Annotated in this window: 23 protein-coding genes and 1 pseudogene; 9 read left to right on the forward strand and 15 right to left on the reverse strand. The window is 64.7% G+C overall.

Annotation, left to right across the window (positions count from 1 at the left end; all coding sequences use genetic code 11):
- Nucleotides 1-79: 79 nt before the first annotated feature.
- Nucleotides 80-1,033, forward strand: a complete 954-nt coding sequence (locus tag PCA20602_RS05445; RefSeq protein WP_150720319.1) for a sigma-54 interaction domain-containing protein — start codon at nt 80-82, stop codon at nt 1,031-1,033.
- A gap of 144 nt (nt 1,034-1,177) precedes the next feature.
- Here PCA20602_RS05445 and PCA20602_RS05450 read toward each other — a convergent pair whose 3' ends face one another.
- Nucleotides 1,178-2,374, reverse strand: a complete 1,197-nt coding sequence (locus PCA20602_RS05450) for a BON domain-containing protein (protein WP_150720320.1) — start codon at nt 2,372-2,374, stop codon at nt 1,178-1,180.
- A gap of 562 nt (nt 2,375-2,936) precedes the next feature.
- Here PCA20602_RS05450 and dapA point away from each other — a divergent pair.
- Complete coding sequence (gene dapA / locus PCA20602_RS05455; protein WP_150720321.1) at nt 2,937-3,887, forward strand: 4-hydroxy-tetrahydrodipicolinate synthase; 951 nt, start codon at nt 2,937-2,939, stop codon at nt 3,885-3,887.
- Between the two features lie 22 nt (nt 3,888-3,909).
- On the opposite strand, the gene PCA20602_RS26170 is transcribed toward dapA, so the two are convergent.
- Nucleotides 3,910-5,535, reverse strand: a complete 1,626-nt coding sequence (locus PCA20602_RS26170; protein WP_150720322.1) for a methyl-accepting chemotaxis protein — start codon at nt 5,533-5,535, stop codon at nt 3,910-3,912.
- A 362-nt stretch (nt 5,536-5,897) separates the two neighbouring features.
- On the reverse strand, nt 5,898-6,422 hold the full coding sequence (locus PCA20602_RS05465) for a DMT family transporter (RefSeq protein WP_150720323.1): 525 nt from the start codon (nt 6,420-6,422) through the stop codon (nt 5,898-5,900).
- Between the two features lie 97 nt (nt 6,423-6,519).
- Here PCA20602_RS05465 and PCA20602_RS05470 point away from each other — a divergent pair, with 97 nt between their 5' ends.
- Nucleotides 6,520-7,428 (forward strand): LysR family transcriptional regulator, encoded by a 909-nt coding sequence (locus tag PCA20602_RS05470; RefSeq protein WP_150720324.1) that lies wholly within the window; start codon nt 6,520-6,522, stop codon nt 7,426-7,428.
- Between the two features lie 115 nt (nt 7,429-7,543).
- Here PCA20602_RS05470 and PCA20602_RS05475 read toward each other — a convergent pair whose 3' ends face one another.
- Complete coding sequence (locus PCA20602_RS05475) at nt 7,544-8,461, reverse strand: LysR family transcriptional regulator (protein WP_246182041.1); 918 nt, start codon at nt 8,459-8,461, stop codon at nt 7,544-7,546.
- Nucleotides 8,462-8,628: 167 nt separating this feature from the next.
- Here PCA20602_RS05475 and PCA20602_RS05480 point away from each other — a divergent pair, with 167 nt between their 5' ends.
- A complete protein-coding gene (locus PCA20602_RS05480; RefSeq protein ID WP_150720326.1) occupies nt 8,629-9,483 on the forward strand; it encodes an NAD(P)H-binding protein in 855 nt (284 codons plus the stop codon).
- A gap of 15 nt (nt 9,484-9,498) precedes the next feature.
- A pseudogene (locus tag PCA20602_RS05485) lies at nt 9,499-10,869 on the forward strand (DUF2252 family protein); the annotation flags it as partial.
- A gap of 59 nt (nt 10,870-10,928) precedes the next feature.
- Here PCA20602_RS05485 and PCA20602_RS05490 read toward each other — a convergent pair.
- Nucleotides 10,929-11,393, reverse strand: a complete 465-nt coding sequence (locus tag PCA20602_RS05490) for a nuclear transport factor 2 family protein (RefSeq protein WP_150720566.1) — start codon at nt 11,391-11,393, stop codon at nt 10,929-10,931.
- 150 nt (nt 11,394-11,543) lie between these two features.
- Entirely contained in the window at nt 11,544-12,215 is a 672-nt protein-coding gene (locus PCA20602_RS05495) for a glutathione S-transferase (protein WP_150720328.1), read from the reverse strand.
- Nucleotides 12,216-12,364: 149 nt separating this feature from the next.
- Here PCA20602_RS05495 and PCA20602_RS05500 point away from each other — a divergent pair, with 149 nt between their 5' ends.
- A complete protein-coding gene (locus tag PCA20602_RS05500; protein ID WP_150720329.1) occupies nt 12,365-13,294 on the forward strand; it encodes a LysR family transcriptional regulator in 930 nt (309 codons plus the stop codon).
- 197 nt (nt 13,295-13,491) lie between these two features.
- Nucleotides 13,492-14,691, forward strand: coding sequence for a YbfB/YjiJ family MFS transporter (locus tag PCA20602_RS05505; protein ID WP_150720330.1), 1,200 nt, complete (start codon nt 13,492-13,494; stop codon nt 14,689-14,691).
- Nucleotides 14,692-14,716: 25 nt separating this feature from the next.
- On the opposite strand, the gene PCA20602_RS05510 is transcribed toward PCA20602_RS05505, so the two are convergent.
- Both PCA20602_RS05510 and PCA20602_RS05515 read right to left on the reverse strand, forming a co-directional pair.
- Nucleotides 14,717-15,553: an MBL fold metallo-hydrolase gene (locus PCA20602_RS05510; protein WP_150720567.1), complete on the reverse strand. Its 837-nt coding sequence runs from the start codon at nt 15,551-15,553 to the stop codon at nt 14,717-14,719.
- A gap of 16 nt (nt 15,554-15,569) precedes the next feature.
- A complete protein-coding gene (locus PCA20602_RS05515; RefSeq protein WP_150720331.1) occupies nt 15,570-16,124 on the reverse strand; it encodes a sugar ABC transporter in 555 nt (184 codons plus the stop codon).
- Between the two features lie 168 nt (nt 16,125-16,292).
- Between PCA20602_RS05515 and PCA20602_RS05520 the strand changes: the two genes are divergently transcribed.
- Nucleotides 16,293-17,189, forward strand: coding sequence for a LysR substrate-binding domain-containing protein (locus tag PCA20602_RS05520; protein ID WP_150720332.1), 897 nt, complete (start codon nt 16,293-16,295; stop codon nt 17,187-17,189).
- A 41-nt stretch (nt 17,190-17,230) separates the two neighbouring features.
- On the opposite strand, the gene PCA20602_RS05525 is transcribed toward PCA20602_RS05520, so the two are convergent.
- Entirely contained in the window at nt 17,231-17,983 is a 753-nt protein-coding gene (locus PCA20602_RS05525; RefSeq protein ID WP_246182044.1) for a sulfite exporter TauE/SafE family protein, read from the reverse strand.
- Nucleotides 17,984-18,223: 240 nt separating this feature from the next.
- On the opposite strand from PCA20602_RS05525, the gene PCA20602_RS05530 reads away from it, so the two are divergent.
- Nucleotides 18,224-19,213: a LysR substrate-binding domain-containing protein gene (locus PCA20602_RS05530; protein ID WP_150720333.1), complete on the forward strand. Its 990-nt coding sequence runs from the start codon at nt 18,224-18,226 to the stop codon at nt 19,211-19,213.
- On the opposite strand, the gene PCA20602_RS05535 is transcribed toward PCA20602_RS05530, so the two are convergent.
- The 6 genes from PCA20602_RS05535 to PCA20602_RS05560 all read right to left on the reverse strand — a co-directional run bounded on the left by PCA20602_RS05535 (nt 19,146) and on the right by PCA20602_RS05560 (nt 26,708).
- Nucleotides 19,146-20,066: a helix-turn-helix transcriptional regulator gene (locus PCA20602_RS05535; RefSeq protein ID WP_150720334.1), complete on the reverse strand. Its 921-nt coding sequence runs from the start codon at nt 20,064-20,066 to the stop codon at nt 19,146-19,148. The two genes, PCA20602_RS05530 and PCA20602_RS05535, sit on opposite strands and share 68 nt — an antisense overlap.
- A 68-nt stretch (nt 20,067-20,134) precedes the next feature.
- Nucleotides 20,135-20,815, reverse strand: coding sequence for a Fe2+-dependent dioxygenase (locus tag PCA20602_RS05540; protein WP_150720335.1), 681 nt, complete (start codon nt 20,813-20,815; stop codon nt 20,135-20,137).
- A gap of 29 nt (nt 20,816-20,844) precedes the next feature.
- On the reverse strand, nt 20,845-23,379 hold the full coding sequence (locus PCA20602_RS05545; protein WP_150720336.1) for a TonB-dependent receptor: 2,535 nt from the start codon (nt 23,377-23,379) through the stop codon (nt 20,845-20,847).
- A gap of 193 nt (nt 23,380-23,572) precedes the next feature.
- A complete protein-coding gene (locus tag PCA20602_RS05550) occupies nt 23,573-24,409 on the reverse strand; it encodes an ABC transporter ATP-binding protein (protein WP_246182045.1) in 837 nt (278 codons plus the stop codon).
- Nucleotides 24,406-25,488 (reverse strand): FecCD family ABC transporter permease, encoded by a 1,083-nt coding sequence (locus PCA20602_RS05555; RefSeq protein WP_425495638.1) that lies wholly within the window; start codon nt 25,486-25,488, stop codon nt 24,406-24,408. Before PCA20602_RS05555 ends, PCA20602_RS05550 begins: the two co-directional genes overlap by 4 nt.
- A 56-nt stretch (nt 25,489-25,544) precedes the next feature.
- Nucleotides 25,545-26,708, reverse strand: a complete 1,164-nt coding sequence (locus PCA20602_RS05560) for an ABC transporter substrate-binding protein (protein ID WP_150720337.1) — start codon at nt 26,706-26,708, stop codon at nt 25,545-25,547.
- Nucleotides 26,709-26,935 lie beyond the last annotated feature (227 nt).

Consider the following 26,935-nt stretch of genomic DNA (forward strand, 5'->3'; position numbering starts at 1 on the left):
GCTGTGACGGGTTACAGAATTTCAATGTCGAATTTGCGAATCTCCGGGATATTCGCGGTGCACTTCACGTCACACCGGCATGACACCTCTCCCCGAATCCGCATCCCTGTCAGGCCGCTCACCCGCCATTCGTGCGCTGCGTGCGCAAATCGAGTGTGTCGCCCCGACAGCGTTGAGTGTTCTGATCCTCGGTGAGAGTGGAAGCGGCAAAGAACTTGCCGCGCGGGCGCTGCATGCCGCCAGCCCGCGGTGCGACGGCCCATTCGTCGCCGTGCCATGCGGCGCCATGCCTGAAGATCTGGCGGAATCGCAATGGTTCGGTCACGAGCGCGGCAGCTTCACGGGCGCGGTCGACCGGCGTCGCGGCTATTTCGAGTCGGCACACGGCGGCACCTTGTTTCTCGACGAGATCGGCGACATGACGCCGTCGATGCAAGTCAAGTTATTACGTGCGCTGGAGTCGGGCACGATATGCCGCGTCGGCGGCACTCAGTCCGTTGCGGTCGATGTGCGCGTGATTGCCGCGACACGTCACGACGTCTCGCAGGCGCTGCGAAGCGGCACACTCAGAAACGATCTGATTTACCGGCTCGCCGCTTTCACCCTTCACGTGCCGGCGCTGCGTCATCGGGAAGGCGACATCGCCGCGCTTGCGAACGCACATCTCGATGTGCTCAATGCCCGCACGCGGCGGCTGACGAAACCCAAACGATTGTCGGCAGCGTCCCTGCGCCAGTTGAACAGCCATCTGTGGCCCGGCAATGTTCGCGAACTGCATCATGTCATCGAGCGCGCGTTCATCCTCGCAGACAGCGTGCTGCATATCGTCATCGATACCGCCCCACAGTCCGATCCGGAGATACACGATGGCACATTGGCATTGCCTCGCGGCATCACGCTGGCAGACGCGCGACATCGCTTCATCGCCGCGTCACTGGCGCATCACGAAAACGACAAACCCCGTACGGCGCGCGCGCTTGGCGTGAGTCTCAAGACGCTCTATAACCGTCTCTCGTCTTCGGCGCAGCGCTGACTCGACGCTTGCCCCTCCCGCAACACTATGCGCGACTACCACGCGCCTCAGCGACGTCGCCGACAGTCACGACATCGCCAACGCGCCTGACGCGGTCGCCGCCCTCTGTGCGTCTTGCTTAGCGACCGCGACAGCCGGTCACGCTCAGTGATGCTTGCCTGATTCGTTAGACGTGCCGGAAGTCCCCGACGACGATCCCGTAGAGCCTGCCGCGCTGGAAGCCGTGCTGGAGCCCGCCGTGCCCACGGTGCCGGACTGCCCCGGCGAGCCGTGCGACGCCGACGTGCCCGAGCCCGTGCCCCCGTGCGGGTGATCCCCCTGACTACCGGACGATTGCGTGCGAATCCGGTTCTCCACGTCCTGCACGCCGAAGCATTGCTCTGCGACGTCTTCGATGACGTGCTTCATCCACCGCTGCGGCACATGACCTTGCAGTTCGACGTGACCGTCCTTGACCTGCACGCTGACCTCCTGCACTTCCAGTTGATGGGCCATGCACAGGCGCTCGCAGACATCTTCGCGAATGCGTTCGTCGGTACGGCTATAGCCCTTCGGCCCCTGCCGGTGGCGCATATCCATCGAAGGGCCGCCCGAGTTGCCGCCGTAAGGCCCATAGCCGCCATAGCCGCCATAGCCGCCATAGCCGCGCTGCCCCGCGTCCTGACGCCCCTGCCACCGCCCCTGACCCGGCTCGCCCGTCCCGTAGCGTTGCTGCTGTGCGCCGCCCTGCGACACCCGGCTACCGTAGTCGCGGTCGTAATCACGGCCGTAGTCCCGGCCGTAGTCCCGGCCGTAGAGCGAGCCGAAATCACCGCTGTAGTCGCCGCTGTAGTCGCCGAGGAAACCGTCTTCGTAGTCGCGGCCATAATCTTGTCCGGAATGGCGCCCGGAGTCGCGCCCGGAGTCGCGCCCGTAATTGCGGCCGTAGGCACGACCGTACGCGCCGCCCGCATTGCCCGATCCGCCACGCGCCCCGTACATGTCGCGGTTCTGCATACCGCCCTGCGACGGGCCGTAAGCGTCGCGCGAATAGCCTTGTCCTTCGCTCTGACGTCCGACGTCATAGCGTGGGTCGCCCGAATCACGTGTGTCACGTCCGCTGCCGTAGCGCTCGTCACGGAACTCATCACCGCGCGAACGGCCCGATTCGCTCCAGTCGGCCCGCCATTCGCCGCGCCCGCGCGACGGTTGCATGCCGTAGTCGTCCTCCTGCTCGTAGGCGGAGAAGTCGCGCTGCATCGCTTCGTCGTCGTAGTCGCGACGGTATTGGCCACGCTGTCCGCCGCCTTGCAGTTGCCGCTCGTTATCGCGGGTGGCGGACATGGGATTTCGTCGTTGCATGATGATCTCCTGTTCAACGGCGCCGCCGGCCCGGAAGCAATGGCCTCCGTTCAGCCTGCATCGACGCCAGACAGCAGCGTGCAAGTCGTATGCCACCCTCCGGCGCCAGCAGCGCCGTGCACGTACCCAGGTCGTACGGACGGCCAACGAGGATTTTTTTCCATTTCTGGCAAGTTCGCCCTGACGATGGGACCCGCACGATGCTGTCGACTTTCCGTCAACTCGCTTGACGTAACCCGCGCATCGCGTATAGAGTCACCGCATGACGAATTTCAGCTACCTCCGCTCGCAAGTTTTGCGTGCTGTCCTCACGGGACAGGCGGGTGCGTTCGTCAAAAGCAAAAAACAGTCGCTCAACTGACCGGAGCGTGCTGTTCCGTCAGTTGAGCGACGGAATAGCCACGTGGACCCGGCAGTCCCGCCCCGCGCCTCGCGCCGCTGCAACACCCGGCCAGCCTGCCCCGAAGTCTCCCACGCGTGTCCATCTCTGCGTCGCCCTGCTGAACGGTTTCCGTACAGGTCACCACTCGTTCATCGCATTCGTATCGTCCAGGGAGACACCATGCAAGACGCGCAACCGCAGACAACACCGGCCACCGCTACCGCTACCCGCTTTCGCGGCATCTGGCTGCCGCTGATCACCCCGTTTACCCGTGAAGGCGCGAATACGCCCGTCGACCATGCCGCGCTGCGGCGCCTCGTCACGCATTACCGCCACTCGGGAATTGCGGGCTTCGTGATCTGCGGTACGACGGGCGAGGCTGCGGCACTAGACGACGCCGAACAACTTGCAGTGCTCGAGACCGTACTCGCGCACGCCGATGGTCTGCCAGTGATCGCCGGGCTGGCGGGCAACCACCTCGGGCACACGCTGGCCCGTCTGGACGCCTTCAATACGCTCCCGCTGGCCGGGGTGCTAGCCCCGGCCCCGTACTACATCCGCCCGTCGCAAGCGGGTCTCGTCGACTGGTTCGGCACGCTGGCCGATCGTTCGAACGCGCCCCTCGTGCTGTACGACATCCCTTATCGCACAGGCACGACGTTGACCCTCGACACGCTGCTGACGCTCGCGGGTCACGACAACATTCGGGGTATCAAGGACTGTGGCGGCAATGCGCACACAACACAGGCGCTGATCGCCGACGGCCGCCTGTCGGTGCTGGCGGGCGAGGACCATCAGTTGCTGTCGACGCTGACGATGGGCGGACATGGGGCGATCATTGCGTCGTCGCACTGCCGTCCCGCGCATTACGCGGCGCTGTATCGCGCCGTTCAGTCGCAGCAACTCGATGTGGCCCGCGTGCTTTTCCACGCGCTCATGCCCGTGGTGAAGCTGTTGTTCTCGGAAGCGAATCCCGGCCCGGTGAAGGCATGGCTCGCGCGCGAAGGCTTGCTGGAAGACGTGCTGCGCGCGCCGATGACGAGCGCGTCGCCGGCGCTGGCGCAGCAGTTGGTGGACGCGGTCGCCGCCATCGACGCCGCGTTTGGCGCGAAGGCGGCCAACGCCGCCTGATCGGGCTAGTGTGCCTCTGACGTCAGGCGACGGCGCGCAAGCGAACTTCGCCTGACATCGCAGGCATAGACGAAGTGGAGACGACACTGCCATACGCCGCGCCTTCGCGATTGACCCGGAACTTCGACGCTTCGGCCACCAGGTCACCCGCCTGCTGGCGCATGTGCTCGGCGGCGGCTGCCGCCTCCTCCACGAGCGCGGCGTTCTGCTGCGTGACCTGATCCATCTGCGCGACGGCCTGATTGACCTGCTCGATGCCGCGCGCCTGTTCGTCGCTCGCGGCGGCAATTTCCGTGATGAGTTCGCTCACACGGCGCACCGACACGACGATCTGGTCCATCGTGCGACCGGCAACTTCCACGCGCGACGAACCGTCCTGCACTTGCTGGACGGACGTCGCGATCAGTTCGCGAATGTCCTTGGCCGTGCCTGCCGAGCGTTGTGCCAGCGTACGCACTTCACCCGCGACGACCGCGAAGCCACGCCCCTGCTCGCCCGCGCGCGCCGCCTCCACGGCGGCATTGAGCGCCAGAATGTTGGTCTGGAACGCAATGCCCTCGATGGCCGAGATCATCTCGCTCATGCGTGCCGAGGCGCTGGCCATCGCCTGCATCGTCTCGACCACGGCGCGAACGCTTTGCGCACCGGCATCGGCCACGCCCGACGCTTCCTGCGACAGACGCTTCGCTTCCAGCGCATGCTCGACGTTCTGGCGCACCGTCGACGTCAGCTCTTCCATGGACGCTGCCGTTTCTTCGAGCGACGCCGCCTGCTCTTCCGTACGTTGCGAGAGGTCCGTGTTGCCTTGGGCGATTTCGCGTGCGGCGGTATCGATCGCGCCGGACGCGCCCTGAATGTTGCGCACGAGATGGCCCAACTGTGCGATTGCGGTATCGAGCGCCTTCGCCATCTGACCGATTTCGTCGGTCGAATCCACCGGCACCCGATGCGTCAGGTCCCCGCTTGCCAGGGCGCTGGCGCCTTCGACCGCCGCCTGCACCGGACGCGTTACCGAGCGCGCAATCGCGATCCCGCACGCGACCGATGCCGCCACGGATGCCAGCAGCGTCACCAGCAACCACAACCGTGCGGACAGGTAGGCGTCGTTCGCATCGGCCGCTTCCTTCGCGCTCACGGCCTTGCCCACGCCCATCAGGTCATCCAGTGGTGAGAAGAACGCCAGTTGCGCCTTTTGAATCGGCCCCATCAGTTCACTTTTTACGGCGGCGAAATCGCCGTTGTGCACCAGCGTTCTGAAGCGGTCGATCTGCTTGCCGTACTCGGCACCGGCGGTCGTCAACGTCGCGTAAAGCGCCTTGCCCTTCTCGGTATAGAACATCGTCGCCATGGCGTCGAGGCTCTTGAGGTTAGCGCGATGCAGCTCGTCGATCTTGCCCAGACGGGCGTCGAGCTGCGAGGCGTCTTCCGACATGGCGATGTCGCGCATCAGCACCGCCACGTGTGCCGCCCGGTCCTTCAGGTTGTGGAATTCGAGAATCTTGTTGTTCAGATCGGAGACGATGAGTTGCGTGTTCTTGTCCATCGTCGCCATTTTCGTCACGGCGACGACCGCCACGACCAACAGCATCACGACGTTGAGGGTGAAGGCGGCAGCGAGCCGTTTGCTGATACTCAGGTTCTTGAACATTGCCTTGCGCGCTTTGGTCGATGTGTCGATGTTGGCGATTCGTCTTGCGTCGTCTCGCGGTCGTATTCACGATCTGCCGCCGGTCAGCACGGCAGTCGCTGTTTCTCTCAGTCCCGTCTCTCTGGACCTCTGACGAGACTTAACGAATGCTTTTGACGAAACTTGAGCTTCCGCTCGACAAATTCCTCCGACGGCCCGCAAACGCCCGCCACACAAGGCTTTCCACCGGTGGCCACATGCACCGAAAACGTGCTGGAAACGTGCGAATTACATATATCAGGGATCCGATTACACCGACGTTGAGCGCAATGCCGACCACATGACGCCGATGACCGGCCGGCATGTCGTCGGCGTCACGATATTCACGAGCCGATGGCGCTCGCCGCCGCAGCCCTCACCGGTGCGGCGCGCGTGCCCCACTGCACGACGATCATGCCCGCGACGATCAGCACGACCCCGGCAATCCGTACGAGGTTGACGGGCTTGGTCGGCAGTCCCATCAGGCCGAAATGGTCGATGAGCAGCGATGCGACGACCTGCCCCGCCACCACGCAAACGATAAAGTTGGCGGCGCCCAGACGCGGCGTCAGCACCAGCGCGGCCGTGATGTAGGCCACGCCCGCGATGCCGCCGATCCACAGCCACCAGGGGCCGCGCGCGGCGGCGGCGAGATTCGGCAAACCGGCGCGCATGCCGATCAGCACGGGCAGCACGACAATGAGACTGACCAGCAGCGACGCGACCGTTGCCCACAGCGGATGCCCGAGCGTGCGTCCCAGCGCGGCATTGCTGCCCGCCTGAAACGGTACGACCGCGCCGGCGAGCATGGCGACCACCAACGGCAACAGCACGGATACCGACATTTGGGGCGTGAAGGATGCATTCATAAGGTGACCTCTCTATTCGTAAATAAGGCTTGCCTTCAGCATGAATCATCCATTTCAATAATGGAAATTCGTAATCGACACATAAACTATTCGCCAAATGGATGATTTGCGTCGCATCGACCTCAATCTGCTGCTGACGCTGCATGCGCTGCTGGCGGAGCGTCATGTCTCGCGTGCGGCCCTGCGACTGCACCGCAGCCAGCCGGCGGTGAGCCATGCACTGGCGCAACTGCGCGGGATCTTCGACGACCCGCTTTTAGTGCGGCGCGATGGCGGGCTCGTCCTCACGGCCCGGGCGCTCGAATTGCAGCGCCCGCTCGAAGATGCGCTCGATCAATTGCAAGGGCTGCTGCATGCGCCGACATTCGATCCGCGCCGGGCACGGCGAACGTTTCGCGTCGCGTTGTCCGACTACGGTTCCCGCGTGGCGCTCCCCGCACTCACACGCCGGCTTCGCGAGCGCGCGCCCGGCATCGATATCGCTGCCACGCAGGCGAGCCGCGAGGCGATGCTCACGCAATTGCTCGATGGCGAAATCGATCTCGCGTTAGGGGTGTTTCACGACTTTCCGGGCGAATTGGAGACGTTGACATTGTTCGACGAGTCGTTCGTCTGTCTGGCGGATCGCGCGACGTTGCCTGCGCGTGGCCATCTGACGATGGCGCAATGGATCGCCCGGCCGCATGTGCTGGTCGCCATGCGTCCGGGGGCGGACAACGAGATCGATCAGGCGCTCGCGGCGTTAGGGCACGTGCGACGCGTGGCCGTCACACTCCCGCACTGGAGCATCGCCCCGGAGTTGATCGCGGGCACGGACCTTGTGCTGACGGTCGCCGAGCGCGCGGTGGCGCACCTGCGCCACGAGCGGAAATTGCGGCGCTTCGCCGCGCCCTTCGCCATTCCCCCCTTCCCGTTTCAGGCCGTGTGGCACACGCGACGCGATGTGGACCCCGCGCACCGCTGGCTGCGCGAACAGATCGTGCAGGTCTGCTCGAACGGGCAATGACGAGACCTCGACCGTCAGCGTCCCGGTCCGGCGAGCAAACCATCGATCTGGCGCACGAACGCCGGACGGTCGTACTTCACGATAGCTATCCCACGACTTACGTCATTGCCAGCGGTCACGTCCCTTGTGCGGTCAGCGACGTCACCAGATCCAGAAACGCCCGCGTCTTGGCAGGCGGATGGTGACGCGACGGGTGGTAGGCATAGAGCGGGAAATGCTCGTCGGGCCAGTCGGGAAAGAGATTGACCAACTGACCGCTTTCGCGCCAGCTTTGCGTGCCGAAGCCCATCACCTGAGCGACGCCGTAGCCCGCCAGACAGGCGCTAAGCAACGTGCCGGCGTCGTTGACGACGAGGCGTCCGTTGGTCGGTACCACGAGTCGTTTGCGCTTGCGGTGAAACTCCCAGGCGAAGGGACGTCCCGTGCGCGGATCGCGAAACTCGATGCAGGTGTGCGCCTCCGACGACAGGTCCTCCGGCGTTGAGGGACGACCACACCGCTTCAGATAGGCCGGAGACGCGACGGTGTAGATCGGTGTGTCGAGCAGTTTGCGCGCCACGAGCGTGGAATCCGGCGGCACGCCGAAACGCACCGCCAGATCGAAGCCGTCGGCAATCATGTCACCGAGACTGTCCTTCGTGATCAGTTCGAGATGCAGGGCCGGATGTTGCGCAAGAAACGCTTCGAGACTCGGCCCGAGAATCAGACGCGAGAAGAACGGATCGATGTTCACACGCAACCGGCCGCGCACTGCCGTCGCCCCACCCGACGCCGTCGCCGCAGCGTCTTCCAGCCCCGCCAGCAACGGGGTGACCTGTGCATAGAAGCGCCGCCCTTCGTCGGTGAGCGACACCACGCGCGTGGTGCGGTCGAACAGGCGAATCCCCAACCGCCCTTCCAATCGCGACACCGCACGGCTCACGCCCGGCTGCGACATATCGAGACGCTCGCCCGCCGCCGCAAAACTTCCCGCCTCCACGATCGCTACGAACACGCTCATGCCGTTGAGCATGCGTTCATCGAATCCGGCCACGATTCCCCCCCCGGCGTCAGACGCCAAATCAGATGCAAGATCAGACACGCATCTCAGATGCCAAAATGGCATCAATCAAATGACATTCATGTTATCGCGAAATGTCGATCATCTTACGACAATAGCGACCAGCGCGGTAGGGACCGCGATCTCTTCAAGGATTCGAGATGTACGTCATTACAGGAATTACCGGACAAGTGGGCAGTGTGGTCGCACAAACGCTGCTGGATCACGGCGACGCCGTGCGAGCCGTCGTACGCAGCGCTGCCAAGGGCGCCCCGTGGCAAGCGCGTGGCTGCGACGTCGCCATCGCCGAGGTGGCCGATGCCGACGCGCTCACCCGAGCTTTCGCCGATGCGCAGGGCGTGTTCATTCTGCTGCCGCCGCACTTCGACCCGTCGCCCGATTTCGCCGAATCGCGCGCCAACATCGCCGGCATCGTCAAGGCGCTGCAAACCGCCCGCCCGGCGCGCGTGGTCTGCCTGTCGACCGTCGGTGCACAAGCCACGCAGCCCAGCCTGCTGTCGCAACTGTCGTTGCTCGAACAACATCTCGGCGCGCTCGACCTGCCGGTGACGTTCCTGCGCGCCGCATGGTTCATGGAAAACGCGGCGTGGGACGTCGCCCGCGCCCGCACCGACGGCGTGCTCGAAAGCTATCTGTCGCCGCTCGACCGTGCGATTCCCATGGTCGCGACGGCCGATGTCGGCACGACGGCGGCACAGTTGCTGCGTGAGCCGTGGGAAGGGAAACGCGTCGTGGAACTGTGCGGCCCGGAACCGGTGTCGCCGGCATTGCTCGCCCAGGCGCTGGGTCGTGAGCTGGGTCGCGATGTCGTCGCACACGTCATTGCGCGCGACGAATGGGAAGCACGCTTCCTCGCACAAGGCATGCGCTATCCCACACCGCGCATGCAAATGCTCGACGGCTTCAACGAAGGCTGGATGACGTTCGAGGGCACGCCGCGCCGCGGCACGACACCGCTGGCCGATGTCGTGAAAGCACTCGTCGCTTGCCAGTAAGGCGCGCTCTGGTCGACACTGGGGGCACTGCATCGCGTGCGGCCTCGCAGACGGCCGGCGCAGCGTGCTCTCAGGGAGCGTCGTATGGCGAACGGCAAGCACCTCAGCTCGACAAAGAAACAACGATGGGCCACGCCGGAGGCCCGGCTGGAACGACTCACGCGCGAACGCGAGCGCAAGATGGCGCGCTCGCCTCATGCGTATGTCCGGGGCAGCACCGTGCGGTTCTACGAATGGCTGGACGAGGCCGACGTCAATCTGCCGCAGGGTCCTGCCATCTGGATCTGCGGCGACTGCCACACCGGTAATCTCGGCCCGCTGGCGGATGCTCACGGTCACGTCGACGTGCTGATTCGCGATCTCGATCAGACCGTCGTCGGCAATCCCGTTCACGATCTGATCCGGCTCGCCCTTTCGCTGGCGAGCGCCGCACGCGGCTCGGCCCTCTCCGGGCTGACCATCATCCACATGCTCGAAGCGCTCACGCACGGCTATATGTCAGCGTTCGATCGCGAAGCGGACAACGCGTCGACCGGCGGCGAGAAGCCGCCGAAGACGCGCCCCCGCAAAGGCAACGGCAAGACGAAGCGCAGCAAGACCGACGACGCTCGTCCGGAAGCCGTCGACCTCATCATGCGGCAGGCGGTCAAGCGCTCGTGGAAACATCTGGCGCTGGAGCGTATCGAGGACATTCGTCCCAAGATTCCGCTGGGTCGACGCTTCTGGCCATTGAGCCGCACCGAGCAAAAGCAGATCGAAGCGTTGTTTCAGGTCGATGCCATCGCGAGTCTTGCAACGTCGCTACGCGGGCGTCCCAATGACGGCGCGGTCGAAGTGCTCGACGCCGCCTACTGGGTCAAGGGATGCAGCTCGCTCGGCCGCCTGCGCTACGCCGTCTTGCTCGACGTGGACGGTGGCGTCGTGCAGGGCGACGACCTCTGTCTGATGGATCTGAAGGAAGGCGTGAAAGCGGCCGCGCCCCGCTACGCCGGGTCGCGCATGCCACGTGACAACGCCGAGCGTGTCGTGAAAGGCGCCCGGCATCTGTCGCCGTCGTTGGGAGAGCGCATGCGGGCGGCACGTCTGCTCGGTCGCTCGGTTGTCATCCGTGAACTGCTCCCGCAGGACCTCAAGCTCGAGATCGAGACGCTCACCCGACACGACGCCGCCGAAGTCGCGCACTACCTCGGGCGTGTCGTCGGTCAGGCGCACGCACGGCAAATGGACGACGCCACCTGCCGCGCATGGCTGGCCGATCTGCAACGCAATCGCTCGAAGACCATCGACACGCCGGTCTGGCTCTGGAACAGCGTGGTGCAACTCACGAGCGAACATGAAGCCGCTTACCTCGAACACTGCAAGCGAATGTTCTCCGGAGAATCCTGAGCACGTATCCCACCGACGTGACACTCGCATCAAGCGTCGGCGCGCACCGCCTCGGTTCATCAGAACATCGAATTGCCGCTGACGGTCTTGGCCGGAGTCTGTTGCGAGACGTCCCAGTGCTCGACGATCTTGCCCTTCTCGAGACGGAAGATGTCCACGATGGCGATGGGCAGATCGCCCGGATGCGGCACCTTGCGCACGTGCAGGATCACGAAATTGCCGTCGGCGAAGGCCCGTACGATGTCGCTGTGCGAGTCCGGCTGATTCTTGCGCAAAAATTCCAGAAACTTGCCGAACCCCTCGATGCCGTCGGGCGCATTCGGATTGTGCTGGATGTATTTGTCGCCGAGATACTGACGCGCCGCCGCGAAGTCCTTGCGGTTGAGCCCCGCCTCGTAGAACGCGAGCACGGCCTGCTTGTTCGCGGCCAACTGCGCCGCAGACACGGAGGGGGCGGTACTTCCCGACGCGCCCAGCCCTTCGGTCGCCGCTGCCGAAATCGCGGAACCGGGCAACGGCGCCATCCCCTCGGCCGCGCAGGCCGCAGGCATGGTGACGGTGAAGGCGGCGCTCACCGTGGCAGACACTGCGAGCCACGAAGCAATCGATGTTTTCATAGGGGTTCGGTTGTCTGGTTTGTCTGAGATAGCCTGAAATAAGGCGATGGCGGGAAATTAGCTTAGCAGTTCATACGGTCCGCCGCGCACGAGGGCGCGTTGATAAGCGTCGCGCGCGTGGATGCGTTCGAGGAAATCGACGATGGCAGGCCAACGCCCCCGGGCATCACCGCGTGCCGCCACGGCTTCCAGCGGGAAACTCATCTGAATGTCGGCCGCGCTGAACTGGTCGCCGACGAACCAGCCGGTCCTGGTCAATGCATCGTTGATGTATCCGAAATGCAACGCCAGTTGAGGATCGACGAAGCTCGACTGCAAGGTGCCGCTGATCTTGCGCGCGATAGGACGCACGAAGAACGGCATCGGCGCGCTGGCAATACGCAGTGCCACCAGCTTGAGCAGCAACGGCGGCATGGCCGAGCCTTCTGCGTAATGCAGCCAGTAGGTCCATTGCAGCCGTTCGGGCGTATCACGTGGGGGTGCGAGACGTCCCTGACCACACCGGTCGGCCAGATACTCGATGATCGCGCCCGATTCCGCCAGCGTCAGATCGCCGTCGGTGATGACCGGCGACTTGCCCAACGGATGCACGCGGCGCAACGCGGGCGGCGCGAGCATGGTCTTCGGATCGCGTTCGTAGCGTTGCAGCTCGTACGGCACCTCAAGTTCTTCGAGCATCCACAGCACGCGCTGCGAGCGGGAGTTGTTCAGGTGATGGACCGTCAGCATGGTGTCTGGCTCCGGCGGGAAATCCGCACGCCATTGTCGCCTTAATGACGGGTTTAAGGGTACGCTTGTCCATCGGCCGTGTGCGCGAACGCATCGCGGGCTTTCGACAATCCCCGACGTCCGCGTGGCGTCTCATCCCGTTCTCGCTCATGGACCGAATCGACGCCATGAAGGTCTTCGTCGCCATCGTCGACGAAGGCAGCCTTGCCGGCGCCGCCCGGCGTCTCGGACGCTCGGCCGCCGCCGTGAGCCGCGCCATCGCCTATCTGGAAACCCACACCGGCACCGCCCTGCTTCATCGAACCACGCGAACGCTCCGGCTCAGCGCCGCCGGAGAGCGCTATGCCGCCGCCTGCCGGCGCATTCTGCTCGATCTCGAAGAAGCCGATGTCATCGCCGCCGGCGAGCGATCCGACCCACGCGGTCAATTGACGATCTCCGTGCCGCTCGCCGCCGGCGAAACCTTCATGCGAGAGATCGCCGACGCTTTTATCGAGCGCTACCCCGATGTGGTCGTGCGCCTGCAACTGAGCGATCTGCCGGTCAACCTGATCGACGAAGGCGTCGATGTGGCAGTACGTGTTGCCCATCTGCCGGACTCCTCGCTGGTGGCGACGCAGGTCGGCGAAGTGCGCCGCATCATCGCAGCCTCACCGGAATATCTGGCCACGCACCCGCCCATCGAAACACCCGCCGACCTGTCGAAGCATCGCATCGTCTCCATGACGTATTTCGGCATCGACTCCTGGCGTTTTCCGCCCACGGGTCGCAGCGCCGTGCCGCAGATCGTTCAGTTCACGCCACGGCTGATCGTCAACTCGATTCGTGCCGCGATCGCCTCCGTGGTCGCGGGACACGGCGTGGCACGCATGCTGACGTACCACATCGTCAAAGAACTGGAAGACGGTACGTTGACGATTCTCTTGCAGAACTACGAACATCCACCCATGCCGGTGCACATCATCACCCCGCAGGGACGACTGTCCGTACCCAAGGTACGCGCGTTCGTGGACTTTGCCGTGCCGCGTCTGCGCAAGCATTTCTCGCACGTACACAAGCTCGCAGCGGGCAAGGCCTGACGGCGACGCGCGAGGTTACGCGGCACGCAGGGCATGTCTGCGCGAGCGCAAGCCGCCGTCATTCGTACGCGACGCGGAAGAATGACTTCCGGCACACGCCCTTTTTCCGGCCCGTTGCCGCGACCTACACTGGCTCCATCGCTTTTGCGCGCCGTACCGGCCAAAGCCGAGGACGGCGCAGCGTCCCCGGAGTCAACATGTCCAATGCAGTACTCGGCGGCACCACGACCGCCCCCTTCAACGCCTGGCGCGCCACGCTGTCAGCCGCGTGCGCCAGCCTCATCGGCATCGGTTTTGCCCGCTTCGCCTACACCGCCCTGCTGCCTGCCATCATCGGCGCGCACTGGTTCGCGCCTGCAACCGCGGCCTATCTCGGTGCCGCCAACCTCGGGGGTTATCTCGCCGGGGCGTTGGGCGCACGGGTGCTGGCGCGCCATGCGCCGAACGTCATCGTGCTGCGCGCCATGATGCTGCTCGCCGCGCTGGCGTTCTTCGCCTGTGCGTGGCCTATCTCGTTTCTCTGGTTCTTCGCGTGGCGCTTTGCGTCGGGATTCGCGGGCGGGGTGCTGATGGTCATGGCGGCGCCCTCAGTGCTGGCCCACGTCGCGCCGTCGCGACGCGGCATCGTGAGCGGCGCGATCTTCGCGGGGTTGGGGCTCGGGATCGCCGCCTCCGGCACGCTCGTGCCGCTGCTGTTGCGTCAGGGACTGGCGCAGACATGGATCGGGTTGGGGGTGCTCTCGCTGCTGCTCACGGCAGTGGCGTGGCGCGGCTGGCCCGACGGCGCACCGGCCACGACCGCCACGGCGCATCCGAAGCACCGTGCAGTCGCACCGCTCACGCTGCGCTCGCTTTACGTCGAATACGCGCTGAACGCCGTCGCGTTGGTGCCGCACATGATCTTCCTCGTCGACTACGTCGCACGGGGTCTTGGCAAAGGCCTCGATGCAGGCGCGAATTACTGGGTGCTGTACGGCCTCGGGGCCATCGTCGGCCCGATATTCGTCGGCCACCTCGCTGACCGCATCGGCTTCGCGCGCGCCTTGCGAGTCGCTTACGTCGCGCAGATGTGTGCCGTCATGTTGCCCGTGCTGGGGCTCGGACTACCCGCCCTGATCGTCTCTAGTTTCGTGATGGGGGCGTTCACACCCGGTATCGTGCCGCTCGTGCTCGGTCGTGTGAACGAACTGCTCGCGCACCATCCTGCGTCGCAAAAGGCCGCGTGGAGCACCGCGACGACCAGCTTCGCCACCTTGCAGGCCGGTGCGGCCTACGGATTGTCGTTCCTGTTCGCGGCGACTTCCGGCAACTACTCGCTGCTGTTTCTCGTCGGTGGCGTGGCCATGGCTACCAGTCTGGTCGTGAACATCGTTGCCGGGCGCATGGCGCGCGCCTGACGCGCAGAGGTCGTCGCCGCAGGGGTCAGGCTTCGTATTCGATGCCGTAAGCGCCCTTCTGTTGCCGGATGCTTGCGAAGCCGAGTTCGCCCAGGTGCATCCCGGCGATCAGGAGCCGGTCTGCACTGACCCGGTCGAGCAGCCTCGTTCGCGTGGCCGCGGCCAGCGATGTGTCCTGATCGAAGGCAATCGATACGTCCGGGCGCTGAATCTGGATGTGCGGGAAGTGCACGATATCGCCCCAGACGAGCAAGCCAGCGTCGCGAGACTCGACGAGATACCCCGTATGCCCCTCGGTGTGTCCCGGCAACGACATCGCGCGGATGCCGGGAAGCACCTCACCGGCGTCAAACATGCGAAGCCGCTCGCGATAGCCATCGAAGACCTGTCGCGCGATCCGGAAGTTGCCCTGTGCCCGCTCGCTGGCGCGGGCCAGATTGGCGTCGTCCTCCCAGAATGCCACCTCGCGCCGGTCGACAACCAGTTCCGCATTCGGAAAGGCGACCTCACCCTCCGTCATCAGTCCGCCGACATGATCGGGATGTGCATGCGTGAGGAGCACCGTATCGATGTCGGCAGGCTCGATCCCGGCGAGCAACAGATTGCCCTTGAGATGACCGCCCCACTGCTTGATGCCACCGGCGCCGCCGTCGATGAGCACCGTGCGGCCGCCCCCTTGCACGACATAGCAGTTGATGTGGATGGCGGCCGGCGCCTGCTGTCCGGCCTCGCCCTGGATACGCGCGGCCTCGGAAGCGTCGATGTTCGAAAGAAAGTCGAGACTCGCGGTGAGATAACCGTCGCTGATCGCCGTGACGGTGAAGTCGCCGACTTGCTGGCTGGGGAAGGTGTGAGTGGGCACCATTGGGCTCCTGAGATCAGTTTCGTTCACGCTTGTCTTCCGGCGCGCGCCGGCGAGCGCTCGTCAGTTGGTCGCCCATCGGTGCATAGAGATCCACGCCCTCCGGGCGATGCGCGAACTGCCGCGCGTCATGCGTCGGCAATACCGCGAGCCAGCGAGACGTCGGACACTTGTCCAGCGCCACCGCATGCATGGCGAGCGGCTTGAGCCCCATGTCGATCAACGGCGCCGGGCCGAGCGAACACAGCGCCAGCCGCTCGCCCGTCTGCACCGCCGGGGCCGGACCGATATCGCTGTACAGGTTTCGGTGCCAGTCGGTGATGTGCTGCTGCCATCGCGCAAAATTGCCACCGCCTTTACGGCGATACTCGTCGCCGGTCAGCACATCCAGTCCGTAGACGGTATGGATGGCAAGGTAAGCCGGACACCCGCCAGTCATCGCCCTGAAGCGTTGCGACGTGTGAAAACCCGTCACGGAAATGAGGGCGGGCAGCTTTTCAAGGCTGTAGAAGGCGTTCCATTCCGCCTCGCTCGCCGCATCGGCGAAGTTGCATTCCACGGTGTAGATCATGAGGTGTCGTCGTTCCCTGAAGGCGCGCATCCGTTGGTGAATCGCGCGTTCTCATTGCATTAACGTAATGCTAATCTTGCATTTTACTTAGTCATAGCGACCAAACGTCAGGCTTCATTGATGTTTAATCAAGCTAAAGTCATACACTCACCCAGCGGGACGATTTCCATGCGACGCAAGATTCCGAGCCATTCCGCCCTTCTCGCGTTCGAGGCGGCGGCCAGACACGGCAGTTTCGCGCGAGCCGCCGACGAACTGGCTCGTACGGAAGGTGCCATCAGCCGACAGATCGGCCGACTGGAGGAATTTCTGGGGGTGACGCTGTTCGAGCGGATCGGCAATCGGGTCCGTCTGTTACCCAACGGGACGCGATATGCGGCGCAGGTCGGCGAGATTCTGGATCGACTGGAGCGAGACAGTCTGTATCTGATGGGCCAGCCGGCCCAGGGGGCGAGCATCGATATCGCTGCCACGCCGACGTTCGCCACGCGCTGGCTGATCCCGCGACTCGGGCGCTTCACGCAGTTGCATCCGAACATTACGGTGCACATCGCAGAATGCATGGCGCCCTTTCTGCTGGCGGGCAGCGGGTTCGATGCCGCCGTCCATTTCGATCATCCGGCATGGTCGGGCATGCATGTGCATCACCTGCTCGAAGAGGTGCTGATTCCGGTATGCAGTCCGGCACTGCTGGCGCGGGCCGGTGAACCTGTGTCGCTGGACAGCTTGCCTCGCCTTCACCGACGGCAGCATCCGGACGCCTGGCAAACCTACGCACAGGCTGTCGACATTCCGCTGTCCAATTCCGCCATCGGCGCGCGCTACGATCTTCATTCCATGTTGATCGAAGCCGCCATCGCCGGGTTGGGCGTCGCCCTGGTGCCGCACCTTTACGTTGGCGCAGAGTTGGAGCAAGGTCGACTGGTCGCACCCTGGCCGAAGGACAAGGCCGTATCGAAGCATTTTTGCCTCGTGCTGCCCGAGCCGATTGCACTGAGTCAGGGGCCGGTGCAGGCGTTTGCCCACTGGCTGCTCGACGAGGCGCGTGAGACGCGCTCGTGCTGACGCGCCCACGGCAAACCGCACGTCATGCCACTCGCCACGCCCTACCGCCAGGCCGCGCTCAGCATCACACCACCGGAGACGATCAGCATCGTATCGAGCAACCGCTGAAACACCGACGGCGAGATGCCGAGGACAAAACGCTTGCCGAGCATCGTCCCGAGCATCAAGGTCATGCCGACGATCAGGCCGTTGATCCACGCGGCGGCAGGTAACGCGCCGAGTCCTGAGAACATCAGCACTTTTGCCACGTAGATGAAGACGGAACTGGCCGACTCCGCGCCGAGGAAGGCGCCGCCCGACAGGCCGTAGGCCGCAAACGCCGGAACGCTGAGCGGTCCGGTCGAGAGCACGATACCGGTGAGGAACCCGATGACGGCACCCACGACAGCGAGTTGCCAGAGCGACAACCGCCACTGACGCCGTTGCAGGTAGTGGCGCGTCGGTACCATCGCGATGAAGAACAGCCCCAGCGTGATGTCGACGACGGTCGATGGCAGAATCCATAACGTCTTCGCGCCGAGCGCCGCGGCCGGAGCACCCGGCACCGAGTAGGCGCAGACCGCACGCCAGTCGATCTCACGCCACCACGCCAGTACCTTCGAGATGTTGCCGATGACAGCCGCGACCGCCATGATCGGCACCGCCTGTTTCGGGCCATACGTGTAGACCAGCACCGGCAACAGCATCATCGACGAGCCCGTGCCGACCACCCCACTCACCACGCCGGCCGCCGTCCCCACGATGGCGATCATCGCCATGCCCCACGCGTGCCCCGCCAAAAATCCTTCCAGCATTCATGCCTCGCCGTTTTTCGCTGCTGATGTTTCGCTGCTGATTACTGCCTACTGCCCTTGGTCTACTCTTGCCACGTCGTTTCGCGTGGTAACCCGCGCGCTTCACTGGCACGTGTGGCCAGAGCCGCCACAATAAAGCATGATCATCGCTCACACTATCGATAAAATCGTCGCTCTTCCGTGATAAAAAATCACAGATCGACGATTGGGTCGCATCAAGTCGCATTAGGAGAATTCGGGATGTCGCGTCAGCTACCGCCGCTACACGCGTTACGCGTGTTCGAGACAGCCGCCCGTGCGCAGAGCCTGAGCGCTGCGGCACAGGAACTGTCGATCACCCACGGGGCCGTGAGTCGTCAGATCGCGCTGCTCGAAGCGTGGCTCGGCCAGACGTTGTTCGTGCGTCAGGGCCAGCGCAACGTCGCAACGGACCATGCGCGCGCGTTCGCCGCCGAGATCAGCGCGGCGTTCGACCGCATCGGCGACGCCGCGCTGCGCTTCGGGAAGGCGCCGCGCACGCGGGTGGTCCGCGTCAACGCCCAGACCACGCTCGCCATGCATTGGCTGATCGCCCGTCTGCCGGCGTTTCATGCCGCGCAACCCGACGTACAGGTCGTCGTCACCACATCAAGCAGCGGCGACGCGGCGTTTCGTGGCGGGTTCGATGTCGCGCTGCGCCGCGATCCGCCGCCCCGTCCCGAGTGGGAAACGTATGAGAGGACCGTGCTGTTCACCGAACGCGCGACCGTCGTCGCGGCCCCTTCGTTGCTGGCGGCGTCGCCTTTGCGTCGTTTGAAAGACCTTGCGAAGCACAACTTCGTCGCCACGCAAACACGCGTGGGCGCATGGGAGGAGTGGCTGAGTGCGGCGGGCGTGCCCGCACTGCGTCCCGTGCGATTCCATCGTTTCGATCACTATCACGTGAGCTTGCAGGCGGTCGTGGATGGTTTGGGCGTGGGGATCGGCTGCCTGCCGACACTGAATCGCGAACTCGCCGCCGGACGTCTGGCCATGCCATTCCCGGACATTCAGGTCGACGGCGCGACCTACGTCACGCTCGTGCCGCGCGACGCCGACAAGTCCAGACCATTACGGGATTTCCTCGCATGGGTGCATGCCGCAGCCAGCACGCCTGTCGGGGACGTCGGCACCGAAGCAAAGACTACGCGCCCGGCCCGACGCTCCACTTCCCGGGCGACACGCCAAATGCGCGGCGGAAGTACCGGGTGAAGTGCGAGAGATCGTTGAAACCTTGCGCCAGCGCGACATCCGTTGCCGATGCCCCGGCACGCAACGCGGGCAATGCGCGGACCAGTCGCAACTGATTGCGCCAGGCATGGGGCGCCAGCCCCGTCTCGCGGGAGAAAAGACGTGCGGCGTGGAAAGGAGAAAGCTCGACCGCCTCGGCCAGCGCCGTGAGCGACAACGACTCGGTGAGATCGGCGGACAGGCGCGCCTTCATCGTCTCGACGCGTACCGCGTCGCGATGCGTCGCCAACGCCGGCACCCCGGCCTGCGCGTGCCGCACCAGCATCATCGACACCGCCTCGATCAGCACGCTTTCCGCCAGTAGCGGATCTGCGCCGAGCTGAAGCAGTCGATGCGCCTCTAGCAGCCGGTACATCGCCTGAGCGTCGTAGATGACGTTCTCGCCGAACCACGGCATGGCCTCGCCAATGCTGTCGTGGCCGCCATTGCCGCCCTGCGCGGTTGACACCGCAATCGGCCCGGCCAGCGGATTGGCGAGCTGCCGATGCACGCCCTGCACGAAGCCGACGGGCAGATAGAACACCCGATATCGCCAGCCGAAGTCGGTCTCGCGCGCGCCCGTGTGCACCTCGCCGGGATGGATGATGGCGACCGAGCCCGCATCGGCCACATGCTCGCCACCCCGATAGGCGTAGCGTTCGGCGCCCGCCACGATGCAGGCGAACGTGTACGCATCGTGCCAATGCGGCGCGAACGTGTGGTCGTTGTATTCGGCCGTGAGCATGTCGCCCCCGGGAACGAGCGACGAGCGCCAGTACAAAGGGGCGTTGCGGAACGGCTGAAAGGGCTGAAGGGGCTGAAATACGGCATCCATGGCCGTCACTTTACACCGGGCGACGCACGACCGCCCGCCGCCCGATACCGTTGGGATATCCGACGGTCTTACACGTCCGCCCACATGCGCAACAGGTTGTGATAGCTCCCCGTCAGCTGCACCAGCGACGCATCGTCCGCGCCGTGCTGCGTGAGACGCTGAATCGCCACGTCCATGTCGAACAGCACGCTGCGTTGCGCATCGTCACGAATCAGGCTCTCGATCCAGAAGAACGACGCGAGTCGCACGCCCCGCGTGACCGGATTGACCTTGTGCACGCTCGTGCCCGGATACAGCACCATGTGACCGGCCGGCAGCTTGACGGCACGCTCGCCGAAGCTGTCGCGCACCACCAGTTCGCCGCCGTCGTAGCTGTCGGGGTCCGACAGGAACAGCGTGGCGGACAAGTCCGTACGCACCCGCTCGCGCACGCCCTTGATGCCCCGCACCGCATTGTCCACGTGATAGCCGAATGCCTCACCGCCTTCGTATCGATTGAAGAGCGGCGGGTAGATCCGGCGCGGCAACGCCGCCGACATGAACACGGCATCCTGCGACAGGCGCCGCAGGATCTCCTCGCCCAGACGCTGCCCCCAGGGGTCGTCCTCGGCCAGTTGCCGGTTTTCCTTGGCCTGCGCCGACTGCATGCCTGCCGTCGCCTTGCCGTCGACCCACGTCTGCGCCAGCAATTGCTCGCACAGCGCTCGCGCTTCGTCGCGGCTGAAGACGGCGGGGATCTCGATCATCATGATGCTGTCTCCTCAGACTCGGAACGCGCTCAGAACGCGATGTCCGCGCTGACGGTCACGGTACGCCCGGCACCCGGCACGCCGTACAGCTGGAAGCCGTCGAGCGAGGCGCCGATCTGCGCGTAGTAGAACTTGTTGAACACGTTGTTCAGGTTCAGGTTGACGTGCACGTGACGGTTCACGCGGTAGCGCGCCGCAATGTTATGCACCCAGTAGCTTGGCGCCTTCTCGTTGTCCTGCGTGTAGATCGGGTTCACGCCCGACGGGCCCGACGCGTTGCTGCTGTTGTTGTTCTGACCGCCGACGTAAAGGTTGTCGGTGTAACGACGGTGCCCCACGTACTGCACGCCGTAGCTCAGTGCGAGGTCCGGCGTAACCTTGTACGACGTCCAGATCGAACCGCTCCAGTCCGGCACGTTGGCTGCCTCGGCGCCTTCGTTCGCGCCCTTGGTGATGCGGCTCTTCATGCGCGAGACGCCGGCGAAGATCGACCACTTGTCGGTGATGTTGCCTTGCAGGCCGAGTTCGACACCGTCGACACGCTTGGCGGGCAACGCGCGCACCGGCGACGTATCGTCGCTCGTGTACTGCCACGAGTTGCTGAGCTCCGTGCGGAAGATCGCAGCGGTGAGGCCGAGCGCGCCACCGGCGAGATCCCACTTGGTCCCCATCTCATACGTCTGCGACGTGGCCGGGTCGTACTTGGCGGTCGACGCCGTGCCGAAGATCAGGTTGTTCGTGCTCGCGCCGATGGCGGTCGGCTGCGTGGCGCGGCTGTACGAGACGTAGATGCTGCCCGGCTCGACCGGCTTGTAGACAAGACCCGCACGCCCGCTCCACGCGCCATCCGTGCTCGACGTGATCGAGGCGCCGCTCGGCGCGTTCGTCTCCGCGCGCCAGCGGTCATAGCGCAGCGACGCCAACACTTGCCAGTGCGGCGACAGCGTGATCGTGTCGCTCGCAAAAATGGCCGCGTCGTTGACCGTCGAGCTGGACTGGTTGTTGCCTTCCATCGACCAGGTGCCCGCGAACGAATTCGACGGGTTCGCCATGTTGAAGAACATGTCGCCCGCCGGCACGTAGGCCGCGCGCGGGTTGCCGCCGTAGGTCTCGCGGTACAGCTCGAAACCGGTCACGACGTCGTGCTTGAACGGTCCCGTGTTCACCGAGAAACGCAGGTCCGTCTGGTTATCGAGGATCTGATAGCGCGTGGAATTGCCGAAGTTGCTGCCGCGCAGAATGCCGTACGGCGCTGACGTCAGCCCGTAGTCGGAGTACGAGTTCACCCCGCCGATGTTCGTCAACGGCCCGATGCCCGTGTAACCCAGCGTCGCACAGCGGGTGCCCGTGCAAATCTTGCTGCCGTTGGCATTCGCTGCAAAGAATCGCGCGGGCGACAGTACCGAGAAGTTGTCCGTCTGCTGCCAGCGCAACTGGCTGCGAATGCGGGTGGTGTCGTTGAAGTCGTGCTCGACGCGCCCCGACAGCGACGTGCTCTCGGTCTGCTGCGTGTAGATGCCTGCCGCGCCGTACCAGTTGCTCTGCTGCACGCCCGGCATCAGTTGACCGCCCGTGCCGCGCTGGATCGGCAGGCCCGTGTCGGGCACGTTGTTGTCCTTCTGATGGAAGACGTCGAAGATCACACGCGTGCTCGTGCCCAGACCGAGGCCGAGCGACGCGGCAATGCCGTAGCGATCGTTCTTCACCTCATCGCGCCCTGCTACCCCATTGTGATGCGACATGAGATTCAGACGCAGGGCTGTGGAATCGCCGAGTTGCTGATTGAGGTCGGCCGTCATGCGACGGTAGTTGTCGCTGCCCAGTCCGAACGACGAGCGGTAGAAGCTGCCAAGCTCGGCTTCCTTGGACACGAGATTGACCGATCCGCCCAGGGCTGCCACCCCCGATTCGATCGTGCCGGTACCCTTGTACACTTCGACGCGATCGAGGTCGAAGGTGTCGTTGCGACTCGACAGCCCTGCGTCGCGCACGCCGTCGATGGTGATGCTCTGCTCGGCGGAAAAGCCGCGAATCGAGAACAGATCGCCCCAGCCCAGATTGCCCTCGCCCGACATGAACGTGATGCCTGGCACGTTCTTCAGAATGTCCTGCAACGACTGGGCATTCTGCTCTTCGAGCACCTTCTTCGGCACGACGGTGATGCTCTGCGGGATGTCGCGCAGCGGTGCCGTGTATCTGGACGACGACACCGTTTCGGCTTTGTACGGTGCATCGACCGTAGCCGTGACCGACGTGGCCGGTAATGCCACGGCATCCGCCGACGCGGCCGTGGCCTGCGCGGGTGCGGCGGTACTGCCGGGTGCAGGCGCGGGCGTCACCGCCGTCGCGAGCGCGGTCTGCGCAGCCGCATGCAGCGATGCGGCCGCCAGCGCGGCGGCCACTGTCACGCGAGTCTTCAGTCGCGCACGGGTGTGGCGTGAGTTTGCCGAGGTTGTGGTGACGGCCGTGACAGTCGTGACACCCGTCACACCGGGCGCCGCCCCCGGCGACACGGCGAATGGCGCGAGCGAGGCGTCGGCTTCCAACGAATTCAAGTGCTTCATCTGGTGTTATGCGTTATGAGATGAACAGACAAAAGGCGTCCTCGCGCGCCGGGGTGTGCGCGACACCGCCGGAGCGTTCGGACTGACTCGGACAACAAGGAAAAAACGACGCGGCCGGCGTGGCGATGTGGCTTGGCGCGCCGGTGCAGAAACTACGAGGACCGGCGGGCCGCGTCGGGAGAGCGAACGGCGTCTAGACGGGTGTCACGACGTCGTCCACGATCAGTTGCGGCAGGCCGCGCGAGCACCGCTCGACGCGGGCCTGCACGTCGAATACCCGGGCGATGGCGTCGGCCGTCACGACCTCGTCGACACCGCCCGCCGCGACCACACGACCATCGCGCAGCATCACGGCGGCATCAGCATGGCGCATGGCGATCGACAGATCGTGCATGACCACGACGGTGATCATCTGACGCGCCACCGTCTCGCGCGCGATCAGACGCATCACCTGAAACTGATGATGCAGATCGAGCGCGGAGAGCGGTTCATCCAGCAGCAGAATGCGCGGCGCACGGATCAGCGCCTGCGCCAGACCGACCAGTTGACGCTGACCGCCGGAGAGTTCGTCGAGAAAACGCATGGCGAGCGCTTCGATGCCCAACTGAGTGAGCAGCGCCATGACGATGGCCGGCGTGGGCACCATCGCACTGACCGACTCGCGCGACGCGTGCCGCGCGCCATGTCCCGCGGCCAGCACCGATTCGAGTACGCGCAGATGCACGCCCGCGGGCAGCGCCTGCGGCAGATAAACGACATCACGCGCCGGCGCGCGGCCGGTACACCGATGCAGGGTCTCGTGACCGAAGGTCACTTCGCCGCGCCCCGACACGAGTCCGGCGAGCGTGCGCAACAAGGTGGACTTGCCCGAACCGTTCGGTCCGAGCAGCGCCGTCACAGTGCCGGCAGGCAGCGTGGGCAGCGATACCGCGTGCAGAATATGGCGACGCCCGAGCGTCACGTCGATGCCCGTCGCGCCCAGCGCGAGCGTGCTTGCCGGGGATTTTGCAGAGCTGGCCGGTACCGTCACAGCGACCTCCCGCTTGAGCGCACGACAATGACCAGGAAGAATGGAATGCCGACGAGCGCCGTCACGATCCCGACCGGGATGATGACGCCGGGCAGCAGCGTCTTCGATGCAATCGAAGCGAGTGACATGACCAGCGCGCCCACGATGAGACAGCCCGGCAGATAGAAGCGATGGTCTTCGCCGAAGATGCCTCGCGCGATGTGCGGCGCGACCAGGCCGACGAAGCCGATCGTGCCGACGAACGACACCGTCAGCGCAGACAGCAGCGACACGCGCATGAGCGTGACGAGACGCAACCGCGCGACACGGATGCCGAAGCTTGCCGCACGGTCTTCGCCGAGCCGCAGCGCCGTCATCGCCCACGATTGACGCCAGGCGAACACCGCCATGATCGCGAGCACGGCGCCGAGCACCCGCACCTGCGTCCAGTCGCTGCGCGTGAGGCTGCCCAGCGTCCAGAAGACGAGTCCCTGCAACGCGTCTTCGGTCGCCACGAACTGCATCAGCGAGACGAGCGCGTGAAACACGAACACCAGCGCAATGCCCATGAGCACCACCCCCGAGGTCGGCAGTCCGCGCCAGCGGGCCACGCCGTCGAGTACGAGCGCCGAGATGAGCGCGAAGATAAAGGCGTTGACGGGCACGATCCACACATCGGGCACGCCCGGCACATGCAGATTCAGCACGATGGCAAGCGCCGCGCCGAACGCCGCTGCCGCCGATACACCCAGCGTGTAGGGGCTGGCGAGCGGGTTATCGAGGATCGTCTGCATCTCGCCCCCGGCCAGTCCGAGCGCGCCGCCGACGAGCACCGCCATCAGCGCATACGGCAGGCGGATCTGCCAGACGATGACCTGCGCATCGGGGCTCGCGGTGCCCGGCGACACCAGCGTACGCCAAAGGTCGCGCCAGCCCAGCGCCGACGGTCCGTGCGTGAAGTCCAGCGCCAGTGCCAACACGATGAGCGCCGCCAGCGCAACAAGCCATACCGCACGGCGCAGATTCAACTGGCGATAGCCGCTCGCCACGCCCGCATGCAACACGTCTTCTTCAGCCAGTCGAGCCGAGGAGTCGCTCAATGAAGGTTGCGGGGGCTGGGAGGGTTGCGACGGATGAGACATTTCTCCCGCAAGACTCACGGCTTGTCTCCGTCAGTCCAGTACGTACCGCCGTACGGCACGGCGAGAAAACGCTGGTGAATCTCGGTGAACGTGGCGTTCGCGTCGATCTGCCTGAAGCGTCCCGGATAGAACCAGCCCAGCATCGCTTCGACGGCGACGATGTTGTACGGCGAGTCGTAGAAGTTGTGCCACAACCCGTGCGTGCGCCCCTCGCGCACCGCCTTGATCGAAGCAATGCCCGGCGACTTCACGAAGGCGTCGAGCGACGCACGCGCGTCGCTGGCCGACGTTTCCGCGCCGACGTGGATGCGCAACTGGTTGGCATTGCCGCGCGTGCCGGTCGCAATATAGACGTCCGGTTGCGACGCAATCACGTGCTCGATGTTCAGATCGCCGATCACGCCCGGCAGCAAGTCGCGGGCGATGTTCACCCCGCCCGCCGCATCGACGAATTCGCCGATGTTGCCGTTGCCGACCGTATGACAGCATCCGGGCCAGACGCCCGCGAGCATTTGCACGAACACCTTCGGACGCTGGTTCGACGGAATCGTCGCCACGGCGTCGCGCACGGCCTTCAGATGCGATTCATAGAGGGAGATGTAAGCGTCGGCCTGCGCTTCGCGATGCATCGCGCGCCCCATCAGGCGAAGGCTCGGCACCGTGTCTTCGAGCGGCTTCTGACGGAAGTCGACGAAGATCACCGGCACGCCGGCGGCGGCGAATTCCTTGACGAGCGCATTGTGACGTCCCGGGCCATGGCCGCCGATGCTGAAGATCGCCAGATCCGGCTTGAGCGCGAGCGCCTTCTCGGCGCTGACCGTGGCTTCCGAGGACTGACCGATCTTCGGAATGGTGTCGATCTGCGGGAAGACCTTCTCGTACTGCTGCCACGTCTGCGGGTCGAGCGACTGCAACTCGCCCTGCCAGCCGACAATGCGTTTGAGCGGCTGCTTGCCTTCGAGCAACGCCACCGCATACAGGAGTCGCCCCTCACCCAGCAGAATCCGGTCGACGTGATCGGGCAATGTCACTTGCCGGCCCGCCATGTCGGTGACGACTTCACCGGCATGCGCCGGCATCACCGCGCCGAGCGCCACCGACGCGACGACGCTTGCCACGCACGCCGCTTGTCTGGCAACGTTAGCCAGTGACGTGCGACGCGAAAAGAAATTCAGCATAACGATGACATCCCACATTGAATCAAGAACCATTCTCATTTCTATTAGAATGTAGCGTTGCGTTATGTTGGCTTCGTGTTGACGGAATTTCGGTATGTATTGGTTTGTATTGGCGTGTATCGGCATATGGGCGACGGGCGCAACGCGTGTGCTCGCCGGTAGACTCCCGGTCTTCGGAATGTCGTCGTGATGTCTGCCGGCGCTGCATTCCCTTCGTTCTCCTCGTC

The organism is Pandoraea capi, assembly GCF_902459735.1.
Lineage (GTDB): Bacteria > Pseudomonadota > Gammaproteobacteria > Burkholderiales > Burkholderiaceae > Pandoraea > Pandoraea capi.